At 35.8% G+C, this 24,734-nt stretch carries 26 protein-coding genes; 17 read left to right on the top strand and 9 right to left on the bottom strand.

All coding sequences use genetic code 11. From position 1 onward, the window contains the following. Window positions 1-152: 152 nt before the first annotated feature. From LEP1GSC202_RS17625 to LEP1GSC202_RS17610, 4 genes are all read left to right on the top strand, one after another. Window positions 153-1,433, top strand: a complete 1,281-nt coding sequence (locus LEP1GSC202_RS17625; RefSeq protein ID WP_244147769.1) for a chloride channel protein — start codon at window positions 153-155, stop codon at window positions 1,431-1,433. Between the two features lie 47 nt (window positions 1,434-1,480). Beyond that, window positions 1,481-2,122, top strand: a complete 642-nt coding sequence (locus tag LEP1GSC202_RS17620; RefSeq protein WP_015679142.1) for a hypothetical protein — start codon at window positions 1,481-1,483, stop codon at window positions 2,120-2,122. 83 nt (window positions 2,123-2,205) lie between these two features. Further along, window positions 2,206-3,348 (top strand): FecR family protein, encoded by a 1,143-nt coding sequence (locus LEP1GSC202_RS17615; RefSeq protein WP_039929443.1) that lies wholly within the window; start codon window positions 2,206-2,208, stop codon window positions 3,346-3,348. Between the two features lie 156 nt (window positions 3,349-3,504). Then, window positions 3,505-5,577 (top strand): methyl-accepting chemotaxis protein, encoded by a 2,073-nt coding sequence (locus tag LEP1GSC202_RS17610; protein WP_039929416.1) that lies wholly within the window; start codon window positions 3,505-3,507, stop codon window positions 5,575-5,577. Between the two features lie 142 nt (window positions 5,578-5,719). Here LEP1GSC202_RS17610 and LEP1GSC202_RS17605 read toward each other — a convergent pair whose 3' ends face one another. Then, window positions 5,720-6,712 (bottom strand): HpcH/HpaI aldolase/citrate lyase family protein, encoded by a 993-nt coding sequence (locus LEP1GSC202_RS17605; RefSeq protein WP_015679164.1) that lies wholly within the window; start codon window positions 6,710-6,712, stop codon window positions 5,720-5,722. 272 nt (window positions 6,713-6,984) lie between these two features. Between LEP1GSC202_RS17605 and LEP1GSC202_RS17600 the strand changes: the two genes are divergently transcribed. Continuing rightward, the gene (locus LEP1GSC202_RS17600; RefSeq protein WP_015679104.1) at window positions 6,985-7,464 is read left to right on the top strand and encodes a globin domain-containing protein; all 480 of its coding nucleotides are present in this window, start codon (window positions 6,985-6,987) and stop codon (window positions 7,462-7,464) included. Between the two features lie 49 nt (window positions 7,465-7,513). Here LEP1GSC202_RS17600 and LEP1GSC202_RS20410 read toward each other — a convergent pair whose 3' ends face one another. Beyond that, complete coding sequence (locus LEP1GSC202_RS20410; RefSeq protein ID WP_015679103.1) at window positions 7,514-7,645, bottom strand: hypothetical protein; 132 nt, start codon at window positions 7,643-7,645, stop codon at window positions 7,514-7,516. Between the two features lie 323 nt (window positions 7,646-7,968). On the opposite strand from LEP1GSC202_RS20410, the gene LEP1GSC202_RS19955 reads away from it, so the two are divergent. After that, entirely contained in the window at window positions 7,969-8,127 is a 159-nt protein-coding gene (locus LEP1GSC202_RS19955) for a hypothetical protein (protein ID WP_015679189.1), read from the top strand. Window positions 8,128-8,367: 240 nt separating this feature from the next. Here the strand turns inward: LEP1GSC202_RS19955 and LEP1GSC202_RS17595 are convergent, their stop codons facing one another. Beyond that, the gene (locus tag LEP1GSC202_RS17595) at window positions 8,368-9,300 is read right to left on the bottom strand and encodes an ornithine carbamoyltransferase (protein WP_015679139.1); all 933 of its coding nucleotides are present in this window, start codon (window positions 9,298-9,300) and stop codon (window positions 8,368-8,370) included. Window positions 9,301-9,382: 82 nt separating this feature from the next. Next, window positions 9,383-9,730, bottom strand: coding sequence for an LEPBI_I2431 family sigma-54 regulated protein (locus tag LEP1GSC202_RS17590; RefSeq protein WP_015679092.1), 348 nt, complete (start codon window positions 9,728-9,730; stop codon window positions 9,383-9,385). Between the two features lie 318 nt (window positions 9,731-10,048). On the opposite strand from LEP1GSC202_RS17590, the gene LEP1GSC202_RS17580 reads away from it, so the two are divergent. Next, window positions 10,049-11,035: a cytochrome-c peroxidase gene (locus LEP1GSC202_RS17580; protein ID WP_015679132.1), complete on the top strand. Its 987-nt coding sequence runs from the start codon at window positions 10,049-10,051 to the stop codon at window positions 11,033-11,035. Here the strand turns inward: LEP1GSC202_RS17580 and LEP1GSC202_RS17575 are convergent. Both LEP1GSC202_RS17575 and LEP1GSC202_RS19950 read right to left on the bottom strand, forming a co-directional pair. Beyond that, the gene (locus LEP1GSC202_RS17575; RefSeq protein WP_051125393.1) at window positions 11,032-11,667 is read right to left on the bottom strand and encodes a TetR/AcrR family transcriptional regulator; all 636 of its coding nucleotides are present in this window, start codon (window positions 11,665-11,667) and stop codon (window positions 11,032-11,034) included. The two genes, LEP1GSC202_RS17580 and LEP1GSC202_RS17575, sit on opposite strands and share 4 nt — an antisense overlap. Before the next feature lie 16 nt (window positions 11,668-11,683). After that, on the bottom strand, window positions 11,684-11,830 hold the full coding sequence (locus tag LEP1GSC202_RS19950; protein WP_015679135.1) for a hypothetical protein: 147 nt from the start codon (window positions 11,828-11,830) through the stop codon (window positions 11,684-11,686). 417 nt (window positions 11,831-12,247) lie between these two features. On the opposite strand from LEP1GSC202_RS19950, the gene pyrE reads away from it, so the two are divergent. Further along, entirely contained in the window at window positions 12,248-12,808 is a 561-nt protein-coding gene (pyrE, locus tag LEP1GSC202_RS17570) for an orotate phosphoribosyltransferase (RefSeq protein WP_015679154.1), read from the top strand. Continuing rightward, entirely contained in the window at window positions 12,805-13,557 is a 753-nt protein-coding gene (locus LEP1GSC202_RS17565) for a hypothetical protein (protein ID WP_015679163.1), read from the top strand. The genes pyrE and LEP1GSC202_RS17565 overlap by 4 nt, the downstream gene beginning before the upstream one ends. A gap of 28 nt (window positions 13,558-13,585) precedes the next feature. On the opposite strand, the gene LEP1GSC202_RS17560 is transcribed toward LEP1GSC202_RS17565, so the two are convergent. The 3 genes from LEP1GSC202_RS17560 to LEP1GSC202_RS17550 form a co-directional block, all read right to left on the bottom strand. Continuing rightward, window positions 13,586-14,488 carry a hypothetical protein gene (locus LEP1GSC202_RS17560; RefSeq protein ID WP_015679181.1) on the bottom strand — a complete coding sequence of 301 codons (903 nt, stop codon included), beginning with the start codon at window positions 14,486-14,488 and terminating at the stop codon, window positions 13,586-13,588. Between the two features lie 38 nt (window positions 14,489-14,526). Continuing rightward, window positions 14,527-16,812 (bottom strand): ABC transporter permease, encoded by a 2,286-nt coding sequence (locus LEP1GSC202_RS17555; RefSeq protein ID WP_015679124.1) that lies wholly within the window; start codon window positions 16,810-16,812, stop codon window positions 14,527-14,529. Between the two features lie 176 nt (window positions 16,813-16,988). Next, the gene (locus LEP1GSC202_RS17550) at window positions 16,989-17,693 is read right to left on the bottom strand and encodes an ABC transporter ATP-binding protein (RefSeq protein ID WP_015679122.1); all 705 of its coding nucleotides are present in this window, start codon (window positions 17,691-17,693) and stop codon (window positions 16,989-16,991) included. 57 nt (window positions 17,694-17,750) lie between these two features. Here LEP1GSC202_RS17550 and LEP1GSC202_RS17545 point away from each other — a divergent pair, with 57 nt between their 5' ends. From LEP1GSC202_RS17545 to LEP1GSC202_RS17510, 8 genes are all read left to right on the top strand, one after another. Beyond that, window positions 17,751-18,035 carry a hypothetical protein gene (locus LEP1GSC202_RS17545; RefSeq protein ID WP_015679088.1) on the top strand — a complete coding sequence of 95 codons (285 nt, stop codon included), beginning with the start codon at window positions 17,751-17,753 and terminating at the stop codon, window positions 18,033-18,035. A gap of 32 nt (window positions 18,036-18,067) precedes the next feature. Beyond that, a complete protein-coding gene (locus LEP1GSC202_RS17540) occupies window positions 18,068-19,804 on the top strand; it encodes a proton-conducting transporter transmembrane domain-containing protein (RefSeq protein WP_015679108.1) in 1,737 nt (578 codons plus the stop codon). Between the two features lie 9 nt (window positions 19,805-19,813). Continuing rightward, on the top strand, window positions 19,814-20,692 hold the full coding sequence (locus LEP1GSC202_RS17535) for an NADH-quinone oxidoreductase subunit H (RefSeq protein WP_015679172.1): 879 nt from the start codon (window positions 19,814-19,816) through the stop codon (window positions 20,690-20,692). Between the two features lie 9 nt (window positions 20,693-20,701). Next, a complete protein-coding gene (locus LEP1GSC202_RS17530) occupies window positions 20,702-21,313 on the top strand; it encodes a membrane protein (RefSeq protein ID WP_015679169.1) in 612 nt (203 codons plus the stop codon). After that, window positions 21,310-22,518, top strand: a complete 1,209-nt coding sequence (locus tag LEP1GSC202_RS17525; RefSeq protein ID WP_039929406.1) for a proton-conducting transporter transmembrane domain-containing protein — start codon at window positions 21,310-21,312, stop codon at window positions 22,516-22,518. The genes LEP1GSC202_RS17530 and LEP1GSC202_RS17525 overlap by 4 nt, the downstream gene beginning before the upstream one ends. Then, window positions 22,515-23,954, top strand: a complete 1,440-nt coding sequence (locus LEP1GSC202_RS17520; RefSeq protein WP_015679095.1) for a hydrogenase large subunit — start codon at window positions 22,515-22,517, stop codon at window positions 23,952-23,954. Before LEP1GSC202_RS17525 ends, LEP1GSC202_RS17520 begins: the two co-directional genes overlap by 4 nt. After that, a complete protein-coding gene (locus LEP1GSC202_RS17515; protein ID WP_015675631.1) occupies window positions 23,936-24,202 on the top strand; it encodes a transposase in 267 nt (88 codons plus the stop codon). The genes LEP1GSC202_RS17520 and LEP1GSC202_RS17515 overlap by 19 nt, the downstream gene beginning before the upstream one ends. Continuing rightward, window positions 24,199-24,734 (top strand): IS3 family transposase (locus LEP1GSC202_RS17510; protein WP_015679155.1); only part of this gene is annotated, 536 nt, incomplete at its 3' end. The genes LEP1GSC202_RS17515 and LEP1GSC202_RS17510, both read left to right, overlap by 4 nt.

The raw sequence follows: 24,734 nt of genomic DNA, 5'->3' as shown, positions 1-24,734 counted from the left end.
GTAAATTTCCATTTGCATGCAAGTTTACTCGAAACGAATGTTTCCCAACTTCAATTTTTACGTTCTGTGAAAAAATCGCCTAAATTGATTTTTTCTGTTTTTAGGAAAGGATTCATTCCTATCTTTGGTGGTTAGAAGGGATGGATCTATTTTTGCAAACAGATCAGAAAAACGGAAAACAAAATCCAGAAAACGAAACAAAAATTCAGTTTCTCTGCCGTTGGGTATTTTATTGCCTATTGATTTCTGTTTTGGTCGGAAGTGTGTCTGCATTTTTTTTGATCGCTCTTGATTTTGTTACGGAGGTGCGAGAAAAAAATACATTTTTGGTTTACTTACTTCCACTCGTTGGTGGTTGTATTGGTTGGGTGTACCATCGTTATGGTTCTCGGGCGAATCGAGGGAATAACTTACTTCTTGAAGAAATCCATTCTCCAAGTTCTCTGATCCCTTTTCGAATGACTCCCTTTGTATTATTGGGAACACTTGGTACCCATTTGGTAGGAGGATCTGCAGGCAGGGAAGGTACGGCTGTACAGATGGGGGGTTCCATTGCCCACCAGCTGGCTAGATTTTTTCCTTTCGATCGAAAAGAACACCAAACATTAATTATTCTCGGTATCAGTGCAGGATTCTCTGCCGTTTTTGGAACTCCATTTGCAGCTGCTATTTTTTCTATTGAAGTGATCCAAATTGGAATCTACCGTTGGAAACTTTTTTTACCTTCTTTAGTTGTCGCATGGTGTTCTCATTTGGTATGTTTAATTTGGAATGTAAAACATACGATTTTTCCAATGGTTCCCTTTCAATTGGAGCTGAATTTAGTTTTAGGGATTTTTTTACTTTCGATTGCTTCTGGTCTTGTTGCTAAGGTTTTTATTCATTCTACTCATACCATTTCAAATTATTCACAAAAGTTAATTTTATACCCACCACTTAGGCCAGTGTTAGGTGGATTGATTCTTGTATTACTCTTTTCGTTAGGTGTGAGTTTGGATTATTTTGGACTCGGTGTGCCGTTCATCCAGGAATCCTTTACTGAGAATTTACCGGATGCCGCATTTCTATGGAAACTACTTCTTACATCGATTACGATTGGATTTGGATTTAAAGGTGGGGAAGTGACTCCACTTTTTTTCATTGGCGCAGCATTAGGAAATTTATTTTCTGAGATCAGTCCTCCGCATATGGTATTGTTTGTTAGTGTAGGATTTGTCGCAGTTTTCTCAGGGGCAACCAATACACCACTTGCTTGTGCGATTATGGGAATGGAGTTATTTGGTTTTTCGGCTGGAATTTATTTTTTAGTGGCGACCCAAATTTCTTATATCATGTCAGGGCATATGAGTATCTACCCTTCGCAAGTCATTGGAAAAAAGAAATGGTTTCGACCCCATTCTCATGTTGGTAAAAAAATTTCTGAACTTAAATGATTGATTTTATTTTTGATCATTGATACTCCTTTTGTTTTGAGGCTATCATGAATCAAATCCCTGATCCAGACACAAAACAAAATGGGAATGGAAAACAAATCTTTGTTGGATTCCTTTTCCTCCTTTTACCTGTAATCCTTTATAGCTATGTGGGCATTGGTGCAACTTTGAAATGCCGAAACCAGATTTGTGAGTTAGAAAGAAAAGGGTTTTTCCATAGGTCACAGACATCATTTTCCATCTCTGATATCCTTAGGATTGGTTACAATTCGGATGGAGCCTCGTTAGTTAGGACAGGGCCAAGTTCTATAGGAGTTTCGGGAACTGATTTAGAAATACATTTTAAAAATGGAACGAGCACTCGAGTGTTTGGTACTCCCATTGGGTACCAATTTGGGAATTTAGATTTTAGGGAATTAGACGCATTGGTTTCCCAACCTAACAAAATTTCAATCGAGTTGAGTAGTTATAGTTTTGGCGGTAAACTCTTGTTTATCGGTCCAACGATGGTTTTTATTGGATATATTTTAATTTTGATGCAATTGGTCCGTCCTGTAACAGCTGATTTGTTACCAGCTGTATTACAAAAAAACAGAATTTACAATTTGTTTGTTTTTTTAACGAGTTTCAGTTTTGTCATCGTATTGTATTCTTTGTTATGGCACTTGGGAAAATCCAAATTAATTTGAATTCAAAAAAAATCCTTTCCATTTTTTGAAAAAATGATCAAATTGGATTGTTATTGAAAGTACCGACGGAAATGGAAATCCATATGAAAAAATATTTTATCACCTCACTTTTGCTTTTTGCCATCACCCAATGCAATTTTCTTTCTTTTTCAAAGTCGTACGGTAAGGACGATACCGCAGGGGCCGTTGTCACCTTTCTACAAGGCCAGGTCATCCTGCTTAGCAATGGAAAAGAACGGATTGCAAGTTTGGGGGATGTAATCAGACCCGGAGATCGCATCCTTTCCAAACTCGGTAAAGTCGATTTACAAACCTATCGTGGCGAAGTGATCCGTATCAAAGAAAACTCAGATGTTTTGTTTCGCGATTTGTCTGGTGATTCGAGACCCAATACTGATTTATACATTTGGACAGGAAATTTGATCGTTAAATCTGTAAAATTAAAATCAAACCAAGGTTTGTCGATCACTTCACCGACCATGGTTGCAGGTGTTCGTGGAACCATTTTTTCCTTCGAATTGGAAAAAGGTTCTGTACCGAAAGTGAAGGTATATGAAGGGGCCGTGTCTGTCGCTTTCAAAACTGGGCCCAAACTCATCGAACAGAATGACGGAATTTCAAAAGAAAATTACGAACGATTTGTGAAAACCTTAGAAGAAAACGATGTGGTGTTAGAACCTGGCGAATCCTTAGAAGTGAATCCGAATTTGAACGAACTGGTATACTTGATCAATGCCAAAATGGCGGCTTCCTCTCTCACAACAGATGAGTTAGATGGATTTTCTAAATTGCCAAATGGAGGAATTGGAAAAGTAGTGAGTCCAGTTTCTCCTAGAGAAAAAGCAGAAGTAGAAACCTTGGTTTCTGTAAATTCCGATTTGATCCAAAAACAAATCGAGTCAAAGGACGTTCCGGCCGAGGCCATCCAAGAAACGATTGGTAAAATTGAAACCGAACACGAAAACAAACGAAAAGATGCTCTCAATCAAATCGCTACAGACGCCGAGAAAATGGGGTTTGATGATGAGGAAGACATCCAAAAACATTACAGTGTTTTGGAAACGATTCATAAATCCAACGGAGAAATCCTATCGGGAGCAGTGGTTGCCCAGTTAGGTGATATATTTATCGTCCATTCCACAAAAGGTGTTTTCCAACTCAAAGAGGATGAAATCGAATATGTTGAATATCGAAATTTCAAAATCCAAACGAGAAGTAAAAAATAAGGGACAAAATGTAACCCATTACCACCGGATCCCAATGGGATTCGGTTCGTACCAATCCTTAATTTGATCCAAAATCGTTAGTTTTTATCAGAAATTTCGCTGCGAACTAAAACGAAACAATTTACAAAAATTTCCAAATCAGTAAGATCGATCCCTATGAGTATTCGCCAGAGGGTTTCGCTTTTTATTGCTGGAATTTTGTTCGTTGGATTCACCATTTTAACATCCTTCCAAATCTACCGAACCGTCACCGATCTTAAGTCGGAAATCGAGGAAAATGCAAAGATCACTTCCGAAAAATGGTCCTTTCAAATCCAAGAACATCTCAATGCGATGATGGGAGTCATCCGTGGTTATCGTTTTGCTTTGTTTTACGCTTCTCCCCCACGGGAGTCGATGGTCAGTAGCCTTCGGGAAATCTTAGAACGAAACGACAATATTTTTGGGATTTGGTTGTGTTACGAGCCAAATGCCTATGAGGGTAGAGATGCTGCGTTTGTAGGAAAACCGGGTCATGACAAAACAGGACGATTCATTCCCTACCTTCACCACACACCTGATGGCAAAATCAATTTTGAACCACTTGTTGATTACGATAATCCGAATGGTGCTGGAGATTATTACCTTCAGGTAAAAAAAACCAATAAAGCCAAGGTATTTGGCCCATATGAATACATTGCGGGCGGCAAAAAAATTCAAATGATTTCTCTTGTTGTTCCTATTTACCCAAAGGGCAAATTTTTAGGAGCTGCTGGAATTGATTTAGATATCGGCACCTTACAAGAAAAAATCGGAGACAGTAGACCTTTCCGTGGACAAGGTTATATCGCTTTTATTTCCGATGACGGAACTTACGTCATGTATGGGCAAGACCAAAATAAATTGGGAAAAAAAATAGAGAATCCGGAACACTTAAAGATCTATTTAGAAAAACTAAAATTGGGCGAAATGTTCACCATCCAACACGATGGTTACACAAATTATTTCACCCCCTTTCATATAGGGAAAGACCCTCAGTTTTGGGCATTGCAAGTGAGCATTCCCGATTCGATTTTGACAGAACAGGTAACTAAGGTAGTCATCAGTTCCATTGGAATTTCTCTTTTGATATTGTTGATTGTTCTTTTCTTTTTAAACTTTGTGTTTAAAAATCTAATCAGTCGTAGGTTAAGTAAGGCAATCGATTTTTCATCCCAAATCGCAAGTGGAAACCTTGCCTCGAATCCCGAAGAAATCAACCAAGATGAAATTGGTAGTTTATTAAATTCCATGAACCAAATGAGAAATAGTTTGGTCTCCATCATCGGTGATATCAAAAACACAGTAGAAAAATTGGGTAACCAATCCAACCGAATGGCAACGACTTCACAAAATTTATCAGACATTTCTCAAACACAAGCGAGTGCTGCCGAAGAATCATCGGCCGCAGTGGAAGAGTTATCTGCTTCCGCTGATAATGTTGGTAAATCTATGGAAGAAGCCGTTTTAAAAATGAAAGAAATTGATAAATCTGTTCTTACCTTACGAGAAGAAGTACAGAATATCAATAAAGAGATGGAATACCTAGCCAAGTTTGCTTCCGAATCAAGGGAACATGCTGTCGTCGGGGAAACTGCCATGAATGATTCCACAAAAGCGATGGAAGACATCGGGGAAAAAGCAGAACGAATCAGTGAAGTCCTTGACATCATTACAGAAATTTCTGAAAAAACCAACTTACTTGCATTAAATGCAGCCATTGAAGCCGCGAGAGCGGGTGATGCCGGACGTGGTTTTGCTGTGGTTGCAGAAGAAATAGGGAAACTTGCTTTACAAACTGGAACCTCAGTGAAGGAAATCGGAGACCTTGTTATTTCCACAAATTCCGCAGTTGAAAATGGAAACAAAAAAGTAACAGAAGCTGCACAAGTCCTCAATTTATTGAATAGCAGAGTAAAAGAATTTGAAACGTCTGCCAAACGTGTGTTAAATTCTGTTTTGCTCCAAGAGAATAATGCCAAAGACATTGCACAAAACTCAGGTTTACTTACCAATTTAAACCTTCAGATTGAGGAAGCGGTATTTGAACAAAAACGTGCCACTGAAGAAATCTCCAAAACCATCATTAGCATTTCAAACGGAACACAAGATGTTGCTTCTGGTTCGGACCAGCTAACGATTGTCTCAGCTGAGATTGCTTCGCAAGCCTCGTATTTGTCTACTCAAGTGGAAAAATTCAAATTGAGCTAAATTCGAAAAATTTTCATTTTCGATTGGCTAAAACTAAAAGTTTTCCAGAAACATCAGTAAAATAAAAAAAAGCCCACTCATTCGTGGGCTTTTTCAAATCTTCTTATTAAAAAATTTAGAGAGTATGTTCTTCTAAAATTTCTTATTTAGAAAAAAATCTTTTTTCTACTTCATCAGGAAGTTTTTGTCCTGTAAGTTTTGCCCTTTGGACCAATTCCCAGAAGTATCGGTATGTTGCACGGTCGTGTAGGTCTCCATCATGTTGGATTGGGCCCCAATCTGCGTCTTGTGCTTTGATTAAGATGTCACAAGCAGTTTGTGTTTCCGCAAAGTTTGGTGCCATCGCGTCTAAGATGGATTGGATTTGTGCAGGGTAAATTGACCACATACGTAAGAAACCAAACTCATCATGCGCACGTTTCGCGTCTTGGTATGTTTGGTATGTGTTTTTTAAATCCAAAGTTACGTTGTGAGCAGGGATCACTCCATTCATAAGTGCAGCGGCAACCATCGTTGATTTTGCACGACGAAGCAATTCGTGATCAAATTGACCAGGAGATTTCATACAAGAAGCAGGGATTGCACCATGGTGTCCTGAGATAAAATCCATGAGTCCGAAATCTAAAACTTGTAACCAAGGGAGGCTTGCGATTTCAAAAACATCGTTTAACGCACCATGAGTTTCAATCAAAACGTGAATTGGAATTTCTCTTTTGATACCTGCTTTTTTACAAGCTTCTTGGATGTAAGTGATTTGTTCTTTCACTTGGCTTGCTTTCGTTGGTTTTGGAATTGTGATGTAAGCAATTACATTTCCAGCACCCGGAACGATGATGTCAATATCACCTCTCCAATGTTCGTTGGTATAATCATGAATACGAACACCACTCATTTTATGTTTGTTAAGCTCAGAATTTTGAATGCGAACAATCATTTCTGCGTGTTCTTTTTCTTTCCCTGTTTGAGCACCGTCTTCACAGTCCATCGTAATATCGAAAAGACCGCCAAGTTTGTTTTGCAACTCGAGAGCTTTTGTGATGAGTTTTTCAGATCCAGCGAAGTGTTCACAAGCAGGGATGATAGGGAAAGGTTTTTCTCCTGCAAAGAGAGCTGATTGCGGGTGAGTCAGTGCCATTTAGTATACCTTTTTCGGATTTTTTTACCAAGTTTTGTGAATTTTACCTGTCGTCCAGGATTTAATGGCAAAAACCGAAGGGATCGAACTGGTAGCGACCTTGCTTTTACAACCCGATGTCAATTTTACACTGCAAGCAACGTTTCCATCTTAGAAAATTTCCCTGGGGCGAACCCTTTGTGCCAAAGGGCCGGGCCAGTCCGGGCTACGCCTTCGGCTCCGGTCGAAAATCGACTTCCCCTTCCTGTCCCTTTCGCGAAGCTGGATTTCCATTGGAACCGAACGAAATTTACACACCTCCAGGCGGACCTCCACCTTCCCATCCCCAAGTAAAACTTTTATATCAAAAATGGGGAGAAACAAAGATCCGTAAACTTGTCTCCGATTTTTATGATCGCATCCAAAATTCCGAAATCCAATGGATGTTCCAGGGTGATTGGGAGCTTGCCAAAGAAAAGCAAGCAGACTTTATGATCCAAGTGTTAGGTGGCCCAAGTTATTATATTGAAAAATGGGGACCTGCCAGAATGAGAATGCGTCATTTTGCCTTTCCCATCTCTGAAAAAGAAAGGCTCATTTGGTTCCAGTGTTACGACGATGCTTTACAAGAATTTGACTTTGAGCATGAGGATAAAATTGATTTCCTCTACTTCTTGGATGGATTTAGTGCATGGATGGTAAACCGAAAGGAACCACCTTGGGAAAAATACTCGCAAGATCTCCCATATCCCCAGCGATCAAAAGACGAATGATTCACTCTCGTAAGCATCATCACATTTGTCTGATTCTTGCAGTGGGTAATCATTTACTGATCGTGTAAAACTCCTCCGAATGTAAAATGAAAGCAACTGCAACTCGCATTTTGATTCGATTCCGTAATGGTATGAGGGAATCGTATGCAATGAGTTGTGATAAGGAAACGTTGGTTTGCATGACCAAGGATTTTCTTGGACGATCAGTGAGTTAGGAATGGAATGAAACATAGGACGTACATTTCCATGTAGCAAATTGTTTCGTTAGACGTATATTTGGTTAACGAGAGATTTTTTTGTCCATAATTGAAAGAAGAAAAGACTTTTACATGAAATGTAAATGTATATGAAACGTGAACTTTCATTGGATGACGGTAGGATTGGGAGGGAGAAACCTAAGATAGAAAATTTGATCGGGAATGGAAATTTACATAAGATGCAAACATTTCTAAAACGAAAACTTACATAAGGAGGGAATTTGCCTCTCCATTGGATAGAGATCGAATGCAAATGGAAGGAGCTAGAAATTCAAATCATCAGGAATACCCTTCATCTCCAATGGTTTCGTTTCAGTTTGCCGAGATTGGCATTGAGTGGGTGAACGAAGAATCCAAAGAAACTGGAATTGTGACAGTTTTCCTTTTTTATACAATTTCTAGTTAAAATTCAGATGCAGTCGAACTTTCATTGAAATTGTAATGCCAAGGAAACAAAATCGAATGGAGAAGTGAAGGTCCGAAGCGCTGATTTTTCTATTAAATTTCTTTTTTCACTCACTTAAATTTTGTCACCGAAACAATGTTGCTGTTAGCTGATGTTTTCAGCCTGAGGAAATTTCTATTAAATGTAAAATTTTGCAATGTTAGAGAAAGCAAAGAGTACTTTGCTTTAATACATCATTGATTAACTGTGATTTTCTAAAAGTTTTAAAATGATTGCTTTTTGGGCATCGAGCCTATTTTCAGCCTGAGTAAAAATAACAGATCGTTCACTTTCTACCATTTCTCTTGTGATTTCGTAACCCGCATGAATCGGCATATCATGCATGACTTTGGCCTTTGAGTGCTTCATTAACTCAGCATTTACCTGGAAGGGCATCATCATCTGTATCCTTTCTTCCTTTTCTTTTTGGAATTTTGGATCATTAAAAAATTCCATATCTACCCAAGTGTCCGTGTAAACGTAGTCAGCAGAAGCAACTGCTTTTTTTACATCCATTTCCCAAGAAACAGTGCCTTTCTTTTTTGCTCGATCAATTGCATCTGACACAATTGATTCCTTGGCTGCAATCGGTGTGACTAAAATCAAATGAATTCCTAATGCTGCAGTGATTTCAACTAAGGAGTTGGCAACGTTGTTGTGGACTCCGATATAACATAATTGTTTTTTTTGCCAATCTTTCGGAGAATCCATAACAATTGTTAGGATATCAGCCAATGACTGGCAAGGATGGAATAAATTACAACAACCATTGATAACAGGAACAGTGGATCCTGATTTTAAAACGAGTAAATCCTCATGTTTTTTCAATCTTGCCATTATGATGGCAACATTACTGGACAGATACTTTCCTTCAAAGTCAATGTCCGACAATAGAAAATTCGATGCCATCCAATCTAGAAAAATAGCATGACCACCAAGTTCAGTCATTCCTGCTTCGAAAGATACCCTTGTCCTTGTTGATGTTTTTTGGAATAACATAGCCAGGGAGCGTCCAGACATATGCCCAGAAAAATACACTCGGTTTTTCTTTACATAGACTGCAAAATCTAACAGTTCTTGGATTTCTCCATCAGTCCAATCTTGCCAGGAGATCAAATGTTTCACTTGGGACATAGCTTCCCTTACAGTATCGGCCGACCCATGCGCCAAATCGAGAGAATCTCAGTCAATTTGGAACAAGAAAGTATAAAATTTCTTAGGCTGCCGATTCAGCTAGGGAACGAGCTATGATAAAATTAGGTAAAATCAATTCCTCGGAAAATTTGATCCCAAATTGAATTCCATGTTCAGATTCCTTAAGCCACGCAATTTTTCCACGGAATGAAATTCTTGACCGAGTTAAGTCACTTTCGATGATTCCAGTCACTGAATCCTTTTCTTTGAGTGCGATATCATAGTCGAGCCAACTGCTGACTCCCAATTCCGAGATATTTCCAATTTTTGTAATCGCATATTCAGGCACTTCGTTGATTGAAAAAATCTTTAAAACAAGGTCATCCCAATCCAAAGCGATGATTCGATCCGTTGTTCGTGTATTCAACATATATTGCTCCTAAACGAGAGAAGTTCACTTACACTTTGCATTATTCGTGCCAACATGAAAAAAAGAGGAGAAGGGTTGAATATCACAAAAGATGCATACCGTAGCCATTTTTTTGCCTTAGTTCGCTGATTCTATCAGCAAGCCGTCGCAGATTCTTATCAAATTTGCCTGCTAAATAACAATTTGAACCATTTCCCTTCTTAATTTTATCCTTCTCAAATTGGGAATCCTTCGGGATGTACCAAGAAGTCGTCCAATGATGAATTCTCACTTGCCCAATTCCTGATTTTTTAACGATATAGCCGAAAGAGGAAAGACATGCTCAAACAAATATTTACACCTTTTCTAATCGTAATTACGCTTTTTTCGATGGTCTTTTGTGGTCCGTCAGAAGAAACAAAAGAAATCCGAGGAAAAGCGAAACAGATCATTGGTGCTCTGCCTGAAAAAATGCCAGGTTCTGAAAATGATACTGAGGATCTGATCACACTTGGTAAAAAACTTTATTTTGAGAAAAAACTTTCGCAGAATGAATCACAATCCTGTAATTCTTGCCACAATGTAGAAGGAAAATCTGCAGGTGTTGATAATCTTCCTACCTCTCCGGGAGCATTTGGTAAAAATGGAGATCGAAATTCTCCAACCGTTCTCAATGCAGGATTTCACTTTGTACAATTCTGGGATGGAAGAGCGGCTGATTTAAAAGCGCAAGCGAAAGGTCCGATTTTGAATCCAGTTGAAATGGCAATGCCATCTGAAAAGGAAGTATTAAAACGTCTGAATGAAGATCCAGATTACCCTAAAATGTTCGCCTTGGCATTTCCAAATGATAAAAATCCGATTACTTATGATAATTTAGCAAATGCAATTGCAGCCTTTGAAAGAACGTTAGTATCGGCTTCAAGATTTGATGATTTCGTAAAAGGGGATTATAAAGCACTTTCTAAATCAGAACAGGAAGGATTTAAGAGCTTTTTAGCAGCTGGATGTACTTCTTGCCACTCTGGAAATTTACTCGGAGGGAATTCATATCGCAAAGTAGGACTGGTAAATGAATACAAAACTGAAGATTTAGGTCTTTATAATCTGACAAAAAAATCAGAAGATAAGTTTGTTTTTAAAGTTCCGAGTTTAAGGAATATCACCTTAACCGGTCCTTATTTCCATGATGGAAAAGTGGCAACCATCGAAGAAGCGGTCCAAAAAATGGCATATCACCAATTAGGGATCAATCTGTCTGAAGAAGAAACGAAAAAGATTGTTCTTTTTCTGGGAACTCTAGCTGATAAAACTCGAGTCAATTAGTACATTTTCTGTAAGTTTTCTCGGATCCCTGACAAAAGTTCAAAGGATCCGAGAATCCACTTTTCTAAGGCACGGTAACGTAACGCTGATGGGATTGGTTTTAAATATTCTTTAAATTCTTTTGATCCCAAAGTTCGCAAAATAGTCACCATCTGACATGCAGCAACTCGTAAAATGGGGTCGTATCCAATCCTTCCAAATTGCATTTGTAGCGAATCGGAGATCCTTTTTTCGTAATTTTCCCATAACTGTAAATATCGCTGCTCTAAAATTGGATCATCCATCCATGGATGGAATCCTGGTAGTGATTCGATTAAGTTTTCTGGATCAATTGAATGAATCAAATTCCAAACGAAATCTTGAAACGCCTCAAAAATCGATTGGTCCCTATCTCTGGAAAGGATGTGTAAAATCACGCGATCACAGAACAAAATTTCTTCCCGAAACGCAATCTCTTCCTTTGTTCCGAAGTAATTGAATACAGTTTTTACGGAAACATTCGCATTGTCTGCGATTTCTGGAACTGTCACTTGGGAATATCCCTTTTCTAGAAAAAGCTCTTTGGCGCTCGAGAGAATCATTTCTTCTGTCGCGATTTTTTTTCGGATTCGTAATGGCAATTTTGTCATCATAACTCCTTACTTTAGGTCAGATTTTGATGTTTTGGTCCTTTTCTCCACTTTCCCATTTTTTGGCTGAGACCCGAACCGGCAATACCGCAAATCCTATCATTGATTTTGAGATGGGAAGGATAGTGGCAATGGTTTCCTTGCCTGCAAAGAGACGATTGCACAATTTTCATAATGCTACTATTTCAATTTAGAGAAAATATACCTTATAAGTAAATATACTATAAGTTTATATTTACACTCACTGTAAATTTACGCTCACTGTAAATTTACACTCACTGTAAAATTTTTTCAGTCTAAAGTCAATCCAATTTGCAAAATAACGTAAAGTCCAATTTCCGGTTAGAAAAAAGGAATGAAATCTAGAGGAAAAATTCTTTAAGCGATCAAAATCGGGAAAACTTTCTCATATACCTTTGGAGTTTGCGTAAAAGGTGGAATTGATAAAAAATTCGTTAGAAGTGGTTTTGAATGTAATGACAAATCCAAAAATGGGTAGAAAAACAGAAATCGTAAATGACTGGTCTCTCAAAATACCTCCAAATTTTTGTATTCACGGTAAAGGTGAGTGAATAATTAGAATATGTCCCATTCCAATCGTGACCAGTTATTTCAGTGGATGAAATCGTTTGTCTATCGTTATTCTGAAAAACCGCTTCGGTTAGCTAGCGGTTTAGAATCCCATCATTACTTCAACTGTAAAGAAATCACATTACATCCAGAACGATTGTCTGTTTTGGCAGATTGTTTCGTCGAGGAAATCATACCTCAAATGCAAGTAGAGTTTGATGCAGTTGGTGGTTTGACTTTGGGTGCCGACCCAATTGCATACTCAATTGCATTGGCTTATCAGAAAAAGGGAAAGTTAGTTTATCCATTGGTAGTTCGAAAAGAATCGAAGGGACATGGCACCGGCCAACAAATTGAAGGCTTTTGGAAGGACGTAAAGTCATGCCTTATCGTTGATGATGTGATCACGACAGGTGGATCTACAATAAAAGCAGTGAAAGTGCTTCGAGAAGTGGGCATAAAAGTAACAAGTGGCATTTGTATCTTAAACCGCGAAGAAGGGGGGAAAGAAAATTTAGACGCTGAGCAAATTTCTATGCACTCCATCTTTAATAAGAGTGAGTTTTTACAATGAGTGAAAAAAAGATTTTTACATACAATGTACCAGTATTTAAGAAAAAATTACAAACTCGAACTTGGTCAGTAGTGATTTTGTTTGTACTTTTCGTAATCTATAATAGTTTACAAATTCCAAAAGAAGCAAGATTTCAGTTTTTTACCATTTTCCTTCCTTTACTGGGTCTATTCTTTTGGTTTCTCCGAAGGAATTATAATAAACAAATCGAAATACTCTCTTCAGGAAAAGTTGAAGTTGAAGGAGGAATGCTGAAACAATTCGACTCAAATGGGAACTGTGCTTCAATTAGAATCAAAGATTTAGAAACGATAATTCTTGATAAATTTAGAGGTTACGATCGCATCATTTTGGAGACGAAAGAGAGAATTTACCCACTAGTGAATATAGCCGATTTCCAAAATTTGGTTTTGATTTTAGAGTCTTCTTCTGGTGTTAAAAGGAAAGAGGATTTAACGGACGATAGGTTGTGGAATATAAAAACTCCTTTATATTTTTTGCCGAGTTTCATTCTTCTGATTTTTGTTTATTTACCTAACTTAAACGAAAAATTTCCTATGTTAACTAAGGAATTTTTGGCATTATTTTTTAATATAAATCTAATTATTTATTTGTTATACATTCCAGAGAAGGAAAATCATATCAATTCAAAGTTTTCCTTAAAAAGAAGATTGGTATTTATTTGTCTGGTTGTTTTTTTCTTTCAAGTATACACACAATTGGAAAAAGTAGGTTGGTTCAATCGATAAATTGATATTAATAAATTCTTTTTCTCAACTATTTTTGGGAGCTGACTCCTTGGCGTATCATATTTAACTTAGCTTGTGCGTATCGCCTAAGTTCTATCATCTCATTTGCATATCTTTTTAAAAGATTATCTTGTTCCATTCGGTTTTCCATCGTTTGAATGGTATCTCTAACGTATTTGATATCTTTTTCTTCCTTTAGTTTTCCTGATTGTATTAACTTTTTTACAATATCAAATTCATACTTTCGAAAATGTACTCTTAACAAAAATTCAGTTGAAAAGTTTTCTTGTGCTTTGACCCAATTTGAATCAATTTTCTCTTTTGGAGATTGGTCTTTCAGAATATCAACAGCTCGTTTGGTTGGGTCACTGTCACGTAAATTAGAATTGTTTGCCAATTCTTCCGCAATCATTACCTCATCTTTGAAAATTTCTTGTAGTTTATTGCGCCTCCATTGATCCGTATACTCGTAACTTTGCGCAGTTAACATACGTTGGAATTCTTCCAACATGACAGATAAATTTATTGATCTTCCTAACGGGGTGTTGTTGAATTCTTTTATTTTTGGGAACAATTCCCTTGTGATTTGAAAGGCAGATTTTCGTTTATAATTACTTGCTTCGTAAAGTTTTTCTAGAGAATCTTCGGAGTGTTTCTTAAGTTCATTTAAGATAAAAGGCTCTGCGAAAACATATGCATCTTCACCATAAACAAATAAATTTGGGTCTGGTGATACAATGCTAACTATGAAGATAAAATGACTGTCCCGTAGTGCATTTAAAAGTTTCCTTAATTCTTCTTCACTTCTTGCCAATTGTGAAGACCAAATACGAAGGTGAGTATCGGATGTGGGTATTTTCTCACGTGATTCGAGATTCTCTTTTCGAATGATATCCGCGAGTTCCAAACAAACCTTAATACTTCCAGCCATGGTATAAATATAAGTAGAGGTCAGTTTTCGGTAAAGAATTATTCGTAATTCAACTCTTTAGAAATTCTCATTCTAGTTAGAAAATAAAATGGAATTAAAGTTATGAAAATTGTAAAAAATGGAATGAGTATCGGAAGTTTTGCTACAAAGTGAACAGGAAATGTATAATCTAATTCCCAACCGAAAGCATTTTTATTGATTCCAAATATAACTATTGGTGACAGAAGCAAACTATTTAAAATCCCAGAAAAAATACCATGTGATGTCAAATAAAAAACTTGGTAGAATAAGAGTGCAAACATTTGATAGGAACTCATACCGATTGCTCTCAAACCAGCAATAATCCTCGATTTTTCCTTGATAAAATAAAAAATAGAGGTAATCAAGGAAAGAACCGAGATAACGATTGCTGAAATTTTAAGTTTATCCAATACTTTGAAGACCTGATTCATACCTGAAATATAAAGATCCTTCAGTTGTTTATGATCTAAATAGTTAAGTTGGTATTTTTCTGATATGTTTTTCAAAAAAGTCATCGTTTCATTGAATTCCATTCCATCGGCCAAAGTGATTCGAATCGAATTCAAAAATTCTTCTGAATATAGAGAAGAGAAAAGTTGGTAGTCCATTACAATCGTACCTCGCTCAGAGAAAAAATGTTCTATCTCATTTTGGATTTTTAATCTCTGAACCCCTTTTTTTTTCGTAATGATGTCGATGAAGTCTCCAGCACATAATTTCTCCAAAAAACAAAAATTTTTTGAGACAAGTAATTCATTTCCATTTTGATTTTCTCTAAACTTTAGCACGTGTAAGGTAAAGTAATTTCCATTGACAATAAACTTTGAATTGATGAAAAACGGCTCCACATCTGAAAAGTATCCAGAATTCTCAAGTTCAGATAATAAATTGATTGGAACACCAGGTTCACCCGAACTTAATTTTTTCTCATTGATAAGGGAAAAGTCTGATCTATTTTCTTTATCAACCCAATGTTCTAGCGAAAGTTCGTAACTATCGGTTAAGCTCGTTAGTGTAAAAACTAAAGATGTTGATAACATAATTGTTGAAATTGTTAAACTATTTTTCCAAGAATCTGATTCTATTTCTTTAATGCCCAAAATGAAGCTTGGGTTTGTGAAGAACCTTTTCGAAAGTTTCGATAATAATGAAATAAAAATTGGGATTGTCAAAAAGTTTAACAAAACAAAACCAATAATTACTAGTCCTACTCCAACCAATCCTGGAATGATTTGTTTTTCATACTTTAAAAAACCAAGGAAAACTCCAATGGAAATACAGGATAACGCAATGAGATATAAGAGATAAGTCGGTAGGTTGATAAACTTTCGGTTATCAATTTCATCTTTTTCTCGTAATAATTCGATTGGAAGGATATGATATGCTTTTACTGCATTGAAAATAGCACTAAACAATGACCCAATTATCGAAATCAAAAAACCATAAAGTATGAATTTTACTGGGAAATTTAAATAAGTTTCAATTTGGTTGGCATCGGTTAAGGTGTTTAACGTTTGGAAAAAATTTAGTTTTGAAATCAATACTCCTATTGAAGTTCCGATTAGACCTCCAATGAGAGCAAAGACAGTTGTTTGTGTAAGGAAAAGGAAAAAATTTGATATTCTTGTTCCGCCGATAGATAACAAAATACCAAATTCTTTTTTTTGAGATACAAATAATCCAGAATATATATTGGAAACCATAAAAAAGGAAATCAATACTGATACTAATGATATGATTGTAAGATTAATTTTTAGCGATCCAAGGGCGATGCCTGCTCTTTCTGTGATCTCTTTTTTAGATTCATATTTCCAATTCGATTGATTAAGCAATGGCTGAAATGAAATGTTTTCTTTTGAATTTGAGTTTGAAATTAAATTGATATTGGAATATGATTTTGTTTTACAAATGTTCTGTAATCTTTCAATATCTAAAACAATAAATAATCCATCTTGATCGATTACTTCTATTTGATCAATTTGAATTGAGATTTCGGTGCTACAAATCGTAATTATAATTGGTTTACTCTCAGCGTTTGATTTAAGGAGTAGAGACTTACTAAAAAAATATTTTTTGGTTTTTTTGTTTGGATCAAAATCCTTTTTCAATTGGTTTGAAGTGATTAAGTCTCTCCCAATGGTTGGAATACTTAAGGTTTCGTTATTATCTAATTTTAAAAAACTTTTTAGATTCAGCTCAGGTTCAATGATGATGTCATTTGGTAGTTGAGAATAAAGCGTTTTGATGAAATTAGAATTGTTGTTTGTTGTGTCTAATATGTCTCTAAAAACGTATCGGCCCAAAAAATTTTCTGAAGTAAAACCGATAGTTTGATCAATTATACTTTTTTCTGCTTTCCATGCATTTATTTGAGTACTTACAAATAGTGCTATACCCAAACTAATGCTTAGTATGCTTAGCAATGATTTACTGATATCATTTTTGAAATGCCCAAAGATAAAATATATAAATTTATGAATCATTTTTGGATAATCTGTCCATCTAACATTCTATAATTGACATCTCCCGAACTTCCAATTTCTTCATTGTGAGTAACTAAAAATATTGTGATACCGAGTTTTGATGCACATGTTTTAAATATTTCCATGATCAAATTCGATGACTTTGAATCTAAATTCCCTGTTGGTTCATCAGCGAAAATAATTTTTGGTTCATGAATCATTGCCCGTGCAATGGATACCCTTTGTTTCTCACCACCAGACATCTCCTTAGGTGAAAAATGGTACCTATGTCCTAAACCTACCAAATCTAAAATTTCCGAAGCTTTTTGTTCTGCTAATTTTCTATTTTTCCCGGCGATGAGGAGTGGTAAGGAAACATTTTCGATCGCTGAAAGATAGGGGAAAAGATGGAAAAACTGGAATACGATGCCAATCTGATTCCGACGATACTGAGTGAGCTTTGTCTCGGAGGCACCCACTAGTTCTTCTCCGAATATTTTAACACTACCTTCCGTAGGTCTCTCAACAGAAGAAAGAACATTGAGCAAGGTTGATTTACCCGAGCCAGAGGGACCCATCAAGGTAACCATCTTTTTCTCAGGAACTTGGAAGCTGATCCCATTTAGAATTGGGAGTGTGAGGTTTTCTTGGAAAAAAGACTTCCTCAAATTTTTTACATCGATGGCAAGAATCGGTTCACTGTATTTTTTTTCTTGGTCCACTAAAAATCACTTCCCATATATAGGACAGGTGATAGTCTCTAATTGTAGGAAAACAAGTTGTTCATTCGTATTATTTTGGTTCTATTTTTAGGTTTTCTTTTTTTGGGAAAGTCACATGTCCAATGGATAGGCAGCTCATTTTCGGAAACCAGTGAAATTTTACAGTTAGAGAATTACTACGAAGATACAAAACAAGAAAACGAAACAGTTTTCCATTCCTTAAGTTTTTTATTTCCATCGATACAATTTCAATTTTTATCCGTCTCTCAATCAGACCCTAATTTACGTTTCTCCCTCAATTTTTCAGTTTTAAAATTACGCGGACCTCCTTCCCAAACTTAATCTCTTCTCATTTCCACATTTGAGGTATATTTATGTTTGAAGAAAATAAAATATCGATCTTGCAATCGATATTGGTTGGTATATCGGCACTTTTGCCACTTATCTTTTTAGTGATCGTAAATGATGACATTATGTCAGTCGACTTTCCGATATTAGTTGGGCTTTCAATCCAAGCTTTCATTGGTTTCGCATCTTTTATGTTGGTTTTATCTTATGAACCGAAAGAAAAAAATAAAGTAACCTTAGGATACGCTATTTTTTGGTCAGCCTTAGGAGTTTGTTACCTTGCTGGGAAATCATTATTACTTCCAATAGCATTAGAAATTACTTCATTCTCAACAATTCTAATTTACTCCGGTACGGATTTCGGCAAAAAACAAATTGAAAGTTTGGGATCATTATTACTTGCATCAGGTATTTCCGCTTTATTTTTATCTGCTTGGGTAATGTTACCCGATGGAGACAGTATTGGCATATTACTTTTGTTATTTGGTCTTCTAATAAAGTCTGGATTTTCCGGATTTCATATTTGGTTACCGAAAGTCAATGAAGGAGGGCCATCTCATGCCCTTGGAGCATTTGCAGGTGTTTTGGAAATTTTCCCTTTACTTTTGTTTTATCGTTATGTTCTTCCAAATCAAATGGATCCCATTGTTTACCAAATACTATTTCCATTAGCAGCTCTTGGGATATTTTTCGGTGGAATCACAAGTTTTTTTCACAAGAATCCAAAAATATCTTTAGCATATAGTTCAATCGAATCATTGAATTTTTTATGGTTATGTTTAATCATCACAGGGATGTTTCAATTTTCTGGAGACATCGAGTTGATGAATTTGAGTAATTCGTTTAGGATTTTATTTTTTTTAAGTTTGTTCCATCATTCGTTTTCAAAAACTTTCCAACTATTTTCAATTGGAATGGTTTCACGGTTGGTTCCATTTGATTCAAGTGACTCGCTAAAAGGGATAGGGCGATTGTTAGGGATGTCTCCAATATTATTAGGAGCGGGCACTTTTAGTTATGCGGTTATACCTGGCACATTGGGTTTTGTTTCAGAAGCGACTTATTTTTATCTAAACGTAAGAATCTTAGATCTTCCAATTGGAAGATCCGTCTTTTTATTGCCTTCTATGATTTTTATATTCTTCGGTATTGTGCTCGGAGGTTTTACTCATTTAAAATTATATTTTACAATGTTTTTGTCTTTACCAAGTAATAAGATGAGCGTTTTGCCGATTGATAATGAAAGAAAAAAATGGTTATATATATCACTATTTAGTTTATCAATCATGATCTTTGCATTTCCATTAGTATTGCCTTTTTTCATTCAATTGCCTATGTTAAAACCATTTGCAGATACATCTTTAGAGAAATGGTTTATCAATTTGTCTTTTGTTTCTTTTCTTAGTTTAGCGGTAATTACTTTATTTATTATTTTCGATAAATTGAGTTATCGAAAGCAAATGAGTTTGAAAAGGAAAGGTTGGGATTGTGGAGGAGGTTACGATGGTCATGAACTTTCAATTCCATCTACAGTTTTTTCTGAACCATTAAAAAACTCGTTGGGACGTTATTTTATTAATAAAAATGGTGATTCAAAAGTGGATCATTATATCTTATTGTTGGTGACTTCGTTCTTTAAATTTGGAACACGATTTATATCTTCAACCAATCAAACTAAGGATGAAGATATAAGTCGATATTTGGCAATTTCATCTATATTTTTAATATTTATTTTTTCGTTATTAATTCTTGGAGATTTTTGAGCATTAGTTATGGAATTAATAATTTATATCTTATATCTATCTTTGTTGTTTATTTTTTTACCATTCCTCTTAACGGGAATTATTCGAAAAGTTAGAGCATATGCACAAGGTCGGAAGGGACCAAAATTGATTCAGTTTTATTGGGAGGTAAGCAAAGCATTTTTGAAAGTGCCAGTTTTACATAACTACTTTTCTGAAATTTCAAATTTGGCACCTAGGGTAGCGCTTTATTCTTCATTCATGCTTTGGACAATCGTTCTTTTCGAATGGGCACCTTTCATCCTGATTCCATTTTTTTTGGCTCTATATCGTTTTTCATTTATAGGATTTGCAATGGAAGGGGCTACTTCCTTTGGAGGAATGGCTTCAAGTCGCGAGATTTTATTGTCAGTAATGGTCGAGCCAACTTTTATTCTCATGATTCTTGCAGCACAATCGCACATAGAAATCTCAGAAACTCCCCAAGGTATACTTATCGGAATATTGTTTTTGGCTTTATCCTTTATGACGATATTGGCAGAACTTGCGAAGCCACCTTTTGATGACCCTAGAACTCATCTCGAACTCACAATGGTACATGAAGCCATGATTTTGGAGGCATCAGGAAGGCAATTGGCATATTTTGAATTAGCAAGCTCGATTAAGTTATCAGCATTACTCGTTTTTTTAGTTAAACTCGCGTTAGAACATTCCAAAGTATTTGATTATATTTTTATGAATCATCTTGGTCGTGAGTTTTTAATATTACCTATTGTTGTAGTCCTCGCCATATTAATTGGTTTTTGGGAAGCAAATAGTGTTAGGCGTAAATGGACATGGATTCCTGAATTTATGGGATTAACATTCATTGCCATATTAATTTTAGGTTCACTTGTAAAACTATCTTAGGAATTCGATATGGTATATGATTTTGTTTATCTTTTGTTACTATTGACTGGCATTGTGGTTTTGGTTGAAAACAGACTGAGTAGAATCATTTTGTTTTTAAGCATACAAGGTTTTCTTCTGATATTCCCTGTGATTCAGACCCATGAAGATGATTGGAAACATGCATTTTCATTAATATCACTTGTTGTCTTATTTAAAGCTATATTAACCCCTTTAATCTTAAATTGGACAGCAAATAAATCCAAAATGAATGAAAGTACAACCCCTAGGTTCGGTTATTTGGCCACCTTATTGTTTATGATTCTTGGGCTTGTGCTTGCAGTAAAGGTTACGGAAGGAGTTTCTGTTTTAACAATCCCTGTCCATAAAATTGCATTAATTTATGTGATTTTATTGGTTTATGTGGGAGTATTATGTTTTGTTGTTAGGCGAAATTGGCTCGCATTGATTGCTGGATTTTGTGTATTCGAAAATGGAATTTTTGTCTTAACTATGGTTTTAGACAAGGGATTACCTTTTGGATTAGAATTTGGATCCTTTTTAGATGCGATTTTGGTTATTGTTTCCGGAGGTATTTTGCAATTATCTCCGCACATGCATACGAAGGAAAGAAAGGTATGATGAAGAGTATATTTTATTCTACTGGTTTAATAACCTTTTTTGTTATTTTTTTTGTATCTATTTTTGCACCAACAAAAGGTCAAACAAGAATATTACATTGGAGTATTCTCAAGGTATTGTTTTTCTCTGTATTGTTTTGTTCCTGGTTTACAGATAATATTGTATTAAAATGGATTTTAATCGAAGCATCAACACTTTTTGGTGCGTTGCTTATTTCATCTAGTGGAACAGAAAAATCATTTCATGTTGGTTGGAAATTTTTACTCATTAATTCTTATGCTTTAGGTTTAGCATTCCTTGGAATTGTGATTTTATTATTTGCTTCTACCCCTTTGGAAAATTTGGAATTTTCCTCTTTAAAAATTGGGTTACTTGGCCAATCGGGTCTTTTGGTTGAGACCGGAATTTTATTAACCGTTTATGGTTATAGTGGAAAACTGGGACTTGTTCCCAATCATTTTTGGGTAGGTGATACATATGCGGAGAGTCCAAGCCAAATTTCATCATTAATTGCATCGTTTGTTCCAGTTAGTGTTGTATTAGCGATAAGACCTTTAATTAGTTTAGAGAAAGAGTTAAACCCTCATTTTATTAATGCTTCAAACGGTTTATTGTTTATAGGGGTCTTGACAATTTTGTATTCTACTTTAATGCTCGTTTCACGAGATGATATTCGTCGAATATCGGCTAAGGTGGCATTGTTCCATACTGGTATGTTGACTGTATTTTTATGGATCGATGTAAACGATGATGTATTCTATTTTTTGATTACAACAACTATCCTTGTAAAACTTTTAGTATTTTTGTCTATGGGAATTTTACGTATGGATGCAGGGAAAAGGAATATTTCTCAAATTCTCTTAAATGTAAATTTAAGTCATAAAGCATTATATGTTTATTTATTGGCATTATTAATTGCTTTTGTTTTTCCTTTGTCGCCAGTTTTTGTTTTAGATTTAAAAATTGTAGAAATTGCAATTTTAAACAAACAGTTTTATTTATTTTTATTTCCAGTCTTAGGTTCTGTTTTCTTTTTTATCTCTTTGAACAAAGTTTTGCCAATGGTAAAAATTCCGAATCGAAATTTTAATTTGAATGTATACCAGATACTTTCGATTCGTTATATCTTTTTTTGGTTTTCATTATTGTTAACTATCGCCGTAGGAACCTATGGCTTGTTTTTTTTAATGGTTAAGTATATATGACAAATGTAACGGGAATCACTAATTTTAACGGTACGTTCTTTCAGTTTTTGTTCCAGAATCAATCAATTGTTATGGAACAAGAAAATTTGAAAAAAAGTAATATTGATTTTTTGTTGGACCAACAATATCCACTTTGGTTGGTTCGTCATGCACTTGGTCAAGATATGGGACCAGAAGAGTTTGCAGATTTGAAAGAGGAGGAATATTTATCAGAGAATCGAGGTAAAAATCTATCGCTACACCAAAAAATTGGTATTGTTCGTGATTTGTTTTATCATGGTCTGACAGTTCCGTTTGGTGATGGTAATTATTCACATGCAGTGGGTCCAATTCATGCTGGAATCATTGAACCAGGGCATTTTCGATTTGTTGTAGAAGGTGAAGTGATTCGTCATTTAACAATTCGCTTAGGATTTCAAAAACGGAATATTCGAGAATTGATTTTAAACCAATCATTGGAACGAGTTTTGTCATACTCTGAAACAATTTCGGGAGATACAAGTATTGGATATGCACTCGCATTTTCTAAGTTATATGAAGATGCTTATCAAGTGACTTTGCCAAAAGAAATTGTTTTGTTCCGATCGATCCTTGTCGAATTGGAACGAATAGCCGTCCATATTGGAGATTTGGGAGGTATTTCAGAAGATATTGGTTATTATCCCTTATACGGTGTTTGTGTAACAGATAGGGGAGCTGCTTTGGGACTTATGGAAACTTGGACTGGGCATCGATTTGGAAAATCTGTAATTAGACCAGGATCTCTTTTCAGCAATCGTAAGATAAATGCAAAACAAGCCAAAGAAGCTTTTTTACAATTAAAGAAAGTTTATTATGATCGAATTCGACCTCAAATTCTAAGAGCCTTATCAATTTCTACAGTGAAAGAGCGAATGCAAGGTTGTGGATTTATTTCAGAGGTAGACGTTGAAACCTATGGATTCGTTGGTATGGTTGCCAGAATGGCTGGAGTAGAAAAAGATCTTAGACTAAGTCAAATGGAATATCCTGATTGGAAACCTCTACCTTTAAAAGAGGAACACCATCATTATAATGGTGATGTTTGGGCAAGAATGTACTTACGTTTTGCTGAGATCGAACAATCATTACATTGGATTGAAACCACTTTATCCAAAATTGATTTAGAGCAAATCTGGAATGGAAATCGAACTCTTAAACAAGAAGTAAATGGTTTATCAAGAAAAAAAGTGAAACCAGGAGTGTACTTTTCGACTGTAGAAGCTTGGCGCGGGCCTTTACTCGTTGCTCTTGAATTAGATGAAGATGGTCTCGTAAAAAATTCTTATATAAGGGATCCATCCGTTTTGAATTGGCATGCATTAGAATTGGTGACCTGCTCCCCAAAAACTGCACCGATATTTAAGTTAGTTTTCTCCGATATTAAGGAGAGAGCATTATGGCAAGAAAGAAGATAGAAGAAAGCGAGATTTTTCGGATATTAAAGGAAGCGGAAACAGGTATTCCAATCAAGGAACTTTCACGAAAATACGGAATCACTGAACAAACATTTTATCGCTGGCGTAACAAGTATGGAGGAATGGAGCTTAGCGAAATCAAGAAGATGAAGGCACTCGAGCAGGAAAATTCAAATCTCAAAAGATTGGTAGCTGACATGGCTCTCGAAATCCAAGCAATTAAGAATGTTTTGGGAAAAAAGTTTTGAGCAGATCAACGAAGGAGAGAGCAGTTGATCTGCTAGTTGAAGAGGGACTTTCTCTAAACAGAAGCCTAGATGTTGTTCTTCTTCCTAAATCAAGTTATTATTATCAGCCGAAAGCTATTGATGAAGAGACAATGAACGAAATTCGAAGACTTGCTTTTCGATGGAAACGGGAAGGCTATCGACGAATTTACCGAAGGTTAAGAAGGTCGGGTAGGACAATCAATCATAAGAAAGTATATCGACTATATTGCTTAGAAGGGCTTAAAATAAGGACAAAACCGAAGCGAAAGAAAAGAAATGCATCATCACAGCAACTACCATTGCCTAAGAATTCAAACGAAGTTTGGTCAATGGACTTTGTTTTCGAACGGACGATTGATGGAAGAAAGCAAAGAATTTTAACAGGTATTGATCATTTAACAAGAGAGAATACCATACTTCAGGCAGAGTTTACTTTTTCGTCAGAAAAGTTGATCAGATATTTAAACACCCTCGAAAGACTTCCAAGAGCATTTGTTTTGACTAGAGGCGT

Source organism: Leptospira yanagawae serovar Saopaulo str. Sao Paulo = ATCC 700523 (assembly GCF_000332475.2).
Classification (GTDB): Bacteria; Spirochaetota; Leptospiria; order Leptospirales; family Leptospiraceae; genus Leptospira_A; species Leptospira_A yanagawae.
The sequence above is the reverse complement of the archived record's forward strand: the minus strand, read 5'-3'. Positions and strand labels throughout refer to the sequence as shown.

Bases quoted from the DNA above. Each gene is read 5' to 3' on its own strand.
- LEP1GSC202_RS20410 (WP_015679103.1), bottom strand. From the start codon at position 7,645: ATGCAAACCAACGTTTCCTTATCACAACTCATTGCATACGATTCCCTC.
- LEP1GSC202_RS17560 (WP_015679181.1), bottom strand. From the start codon at position 14,488: ATGGCTGGAAGTATTAAGGTTTGTTTGGAACTCGCGGATATCATTCGA.
- LEP1GSC202_RS17620 (WP_015679142.1), top strand. From the start codon at position 1,481: ATGAATCAAATCCCTGATCCAGACACAAAACAAAATGGGAATGGAAAA.
- LEP1GSC202_RS17530 (WP_015679169.1), top strand. From the start codon at position 20,702: ATGGTATATGATTTTGTTTATCTTTTGTTACTATTGACTGGCATTGTG.
- LEP1GSC202_RS17580 (WP_015679132.1), top strand. From the start codon at position 10,049: ATGCTCAAACAAATATTTACACCTTTTCTAATCGTAATTACGCTTTTT.
- LEP1GSC202_RS17525 (WP_039929406.1), top strand. From the start codon at position 21,310: ATGATGAAGAGTATATTTTATTCTACTGGTTTAATAACCTTTTTTGTT.
- LEP1GSC202_RS17605 (WP_015679164.1), bottom strand. From the start codon at position 6,712: ATGGCACTGACTCACCCGCAATCAGCTCTCTTTGCAGGAGAAAAACCT.
- LEP1GSC202_RS17565 (WP_015679163.1), top strand. From the start codon at position 12,805: ATGAGTGAAAAAAAGATTTTTACATACAATGTACCAGTATTTAAGAAA.
- LEP1GSC202_RS17590 (WP_015679092.1), bottom strand. From the start codon at position 9,730: ATGTTGAATACACGAACAACGGATCGAATCATCGCTTTGGATTGGGAT.
- LEP1GSC202_RS19955 (WP_015679189.1), top strand. From the start codon at position 7,969: ATGCAAATGGAAGGAGCTAGAAATTCAAATCATCAGGAATACCCTTCA.
- LEP1GSC202_RS17615 (WP_039929443.1), top strand. From the start codon at position 2,206: ATGAAAAAATATTTTATCACCTCACTTTTGCTTTTTGCCATCACCCAA.
- LEP1GSC202_RS17575 (WP_051125393.1), bottom strand. From the start codon at position 11,667: ATGATGACAAAATTGCCATTACGAATCCGAAAAAAAATCGCGACAGAA.
- LEP1GSC202_RS17595 (WP_015679139.1), bottom strand. From the start codon at position 9,300: ATGTCCCAAGTGAAACATTTGATCTCCTGGCAAGATTGGACTGATGGA.
- LEP1GSC202_RS17520 (WP_015679095.1), top strand. From the start codon at position 22,515: ATGACAAATGTAACGGGAATCACTAATTTTAACGGTACGTTCTTTCAG.
- LEP1GSC202_RS17540 (WP_015679108.1), top strand. From the start codon at position 18,068: ATGTTTGAAGAAAATAAAATATCGATCTTGCAATCGATATTGGTTGGT.
- LEP1GSC202_RS17535 (WP_015679172.1), top strand. From the start codon at position 19,814: ATGGAATTAATAATTTATATCTTATATCTATCTTTGTTGTTTATTTTT.
- LEP1GSC202_RS17515 (WP_015675631.1), top strand. From the start codon at position 23,936: ATGGCAAGAAAGAAGATAGAAGAAAGCGAGATTTTTCGGATATTAAAG.
- pyrE (WP_015679154.1), top strand. From the start codon at position 12,248: ATGTCCCATTCCAATCGTGACCAGTTATTTCAGTGGATGAAATCGTTT.
- LEP1GSC202_RS17610 (WP_039929416.1), top strand. From the start codon at position 3,505: ATGAGTATTCGCCAGAGGGTTTCGCTTTTTATTGCTGGAATTTTGTTC.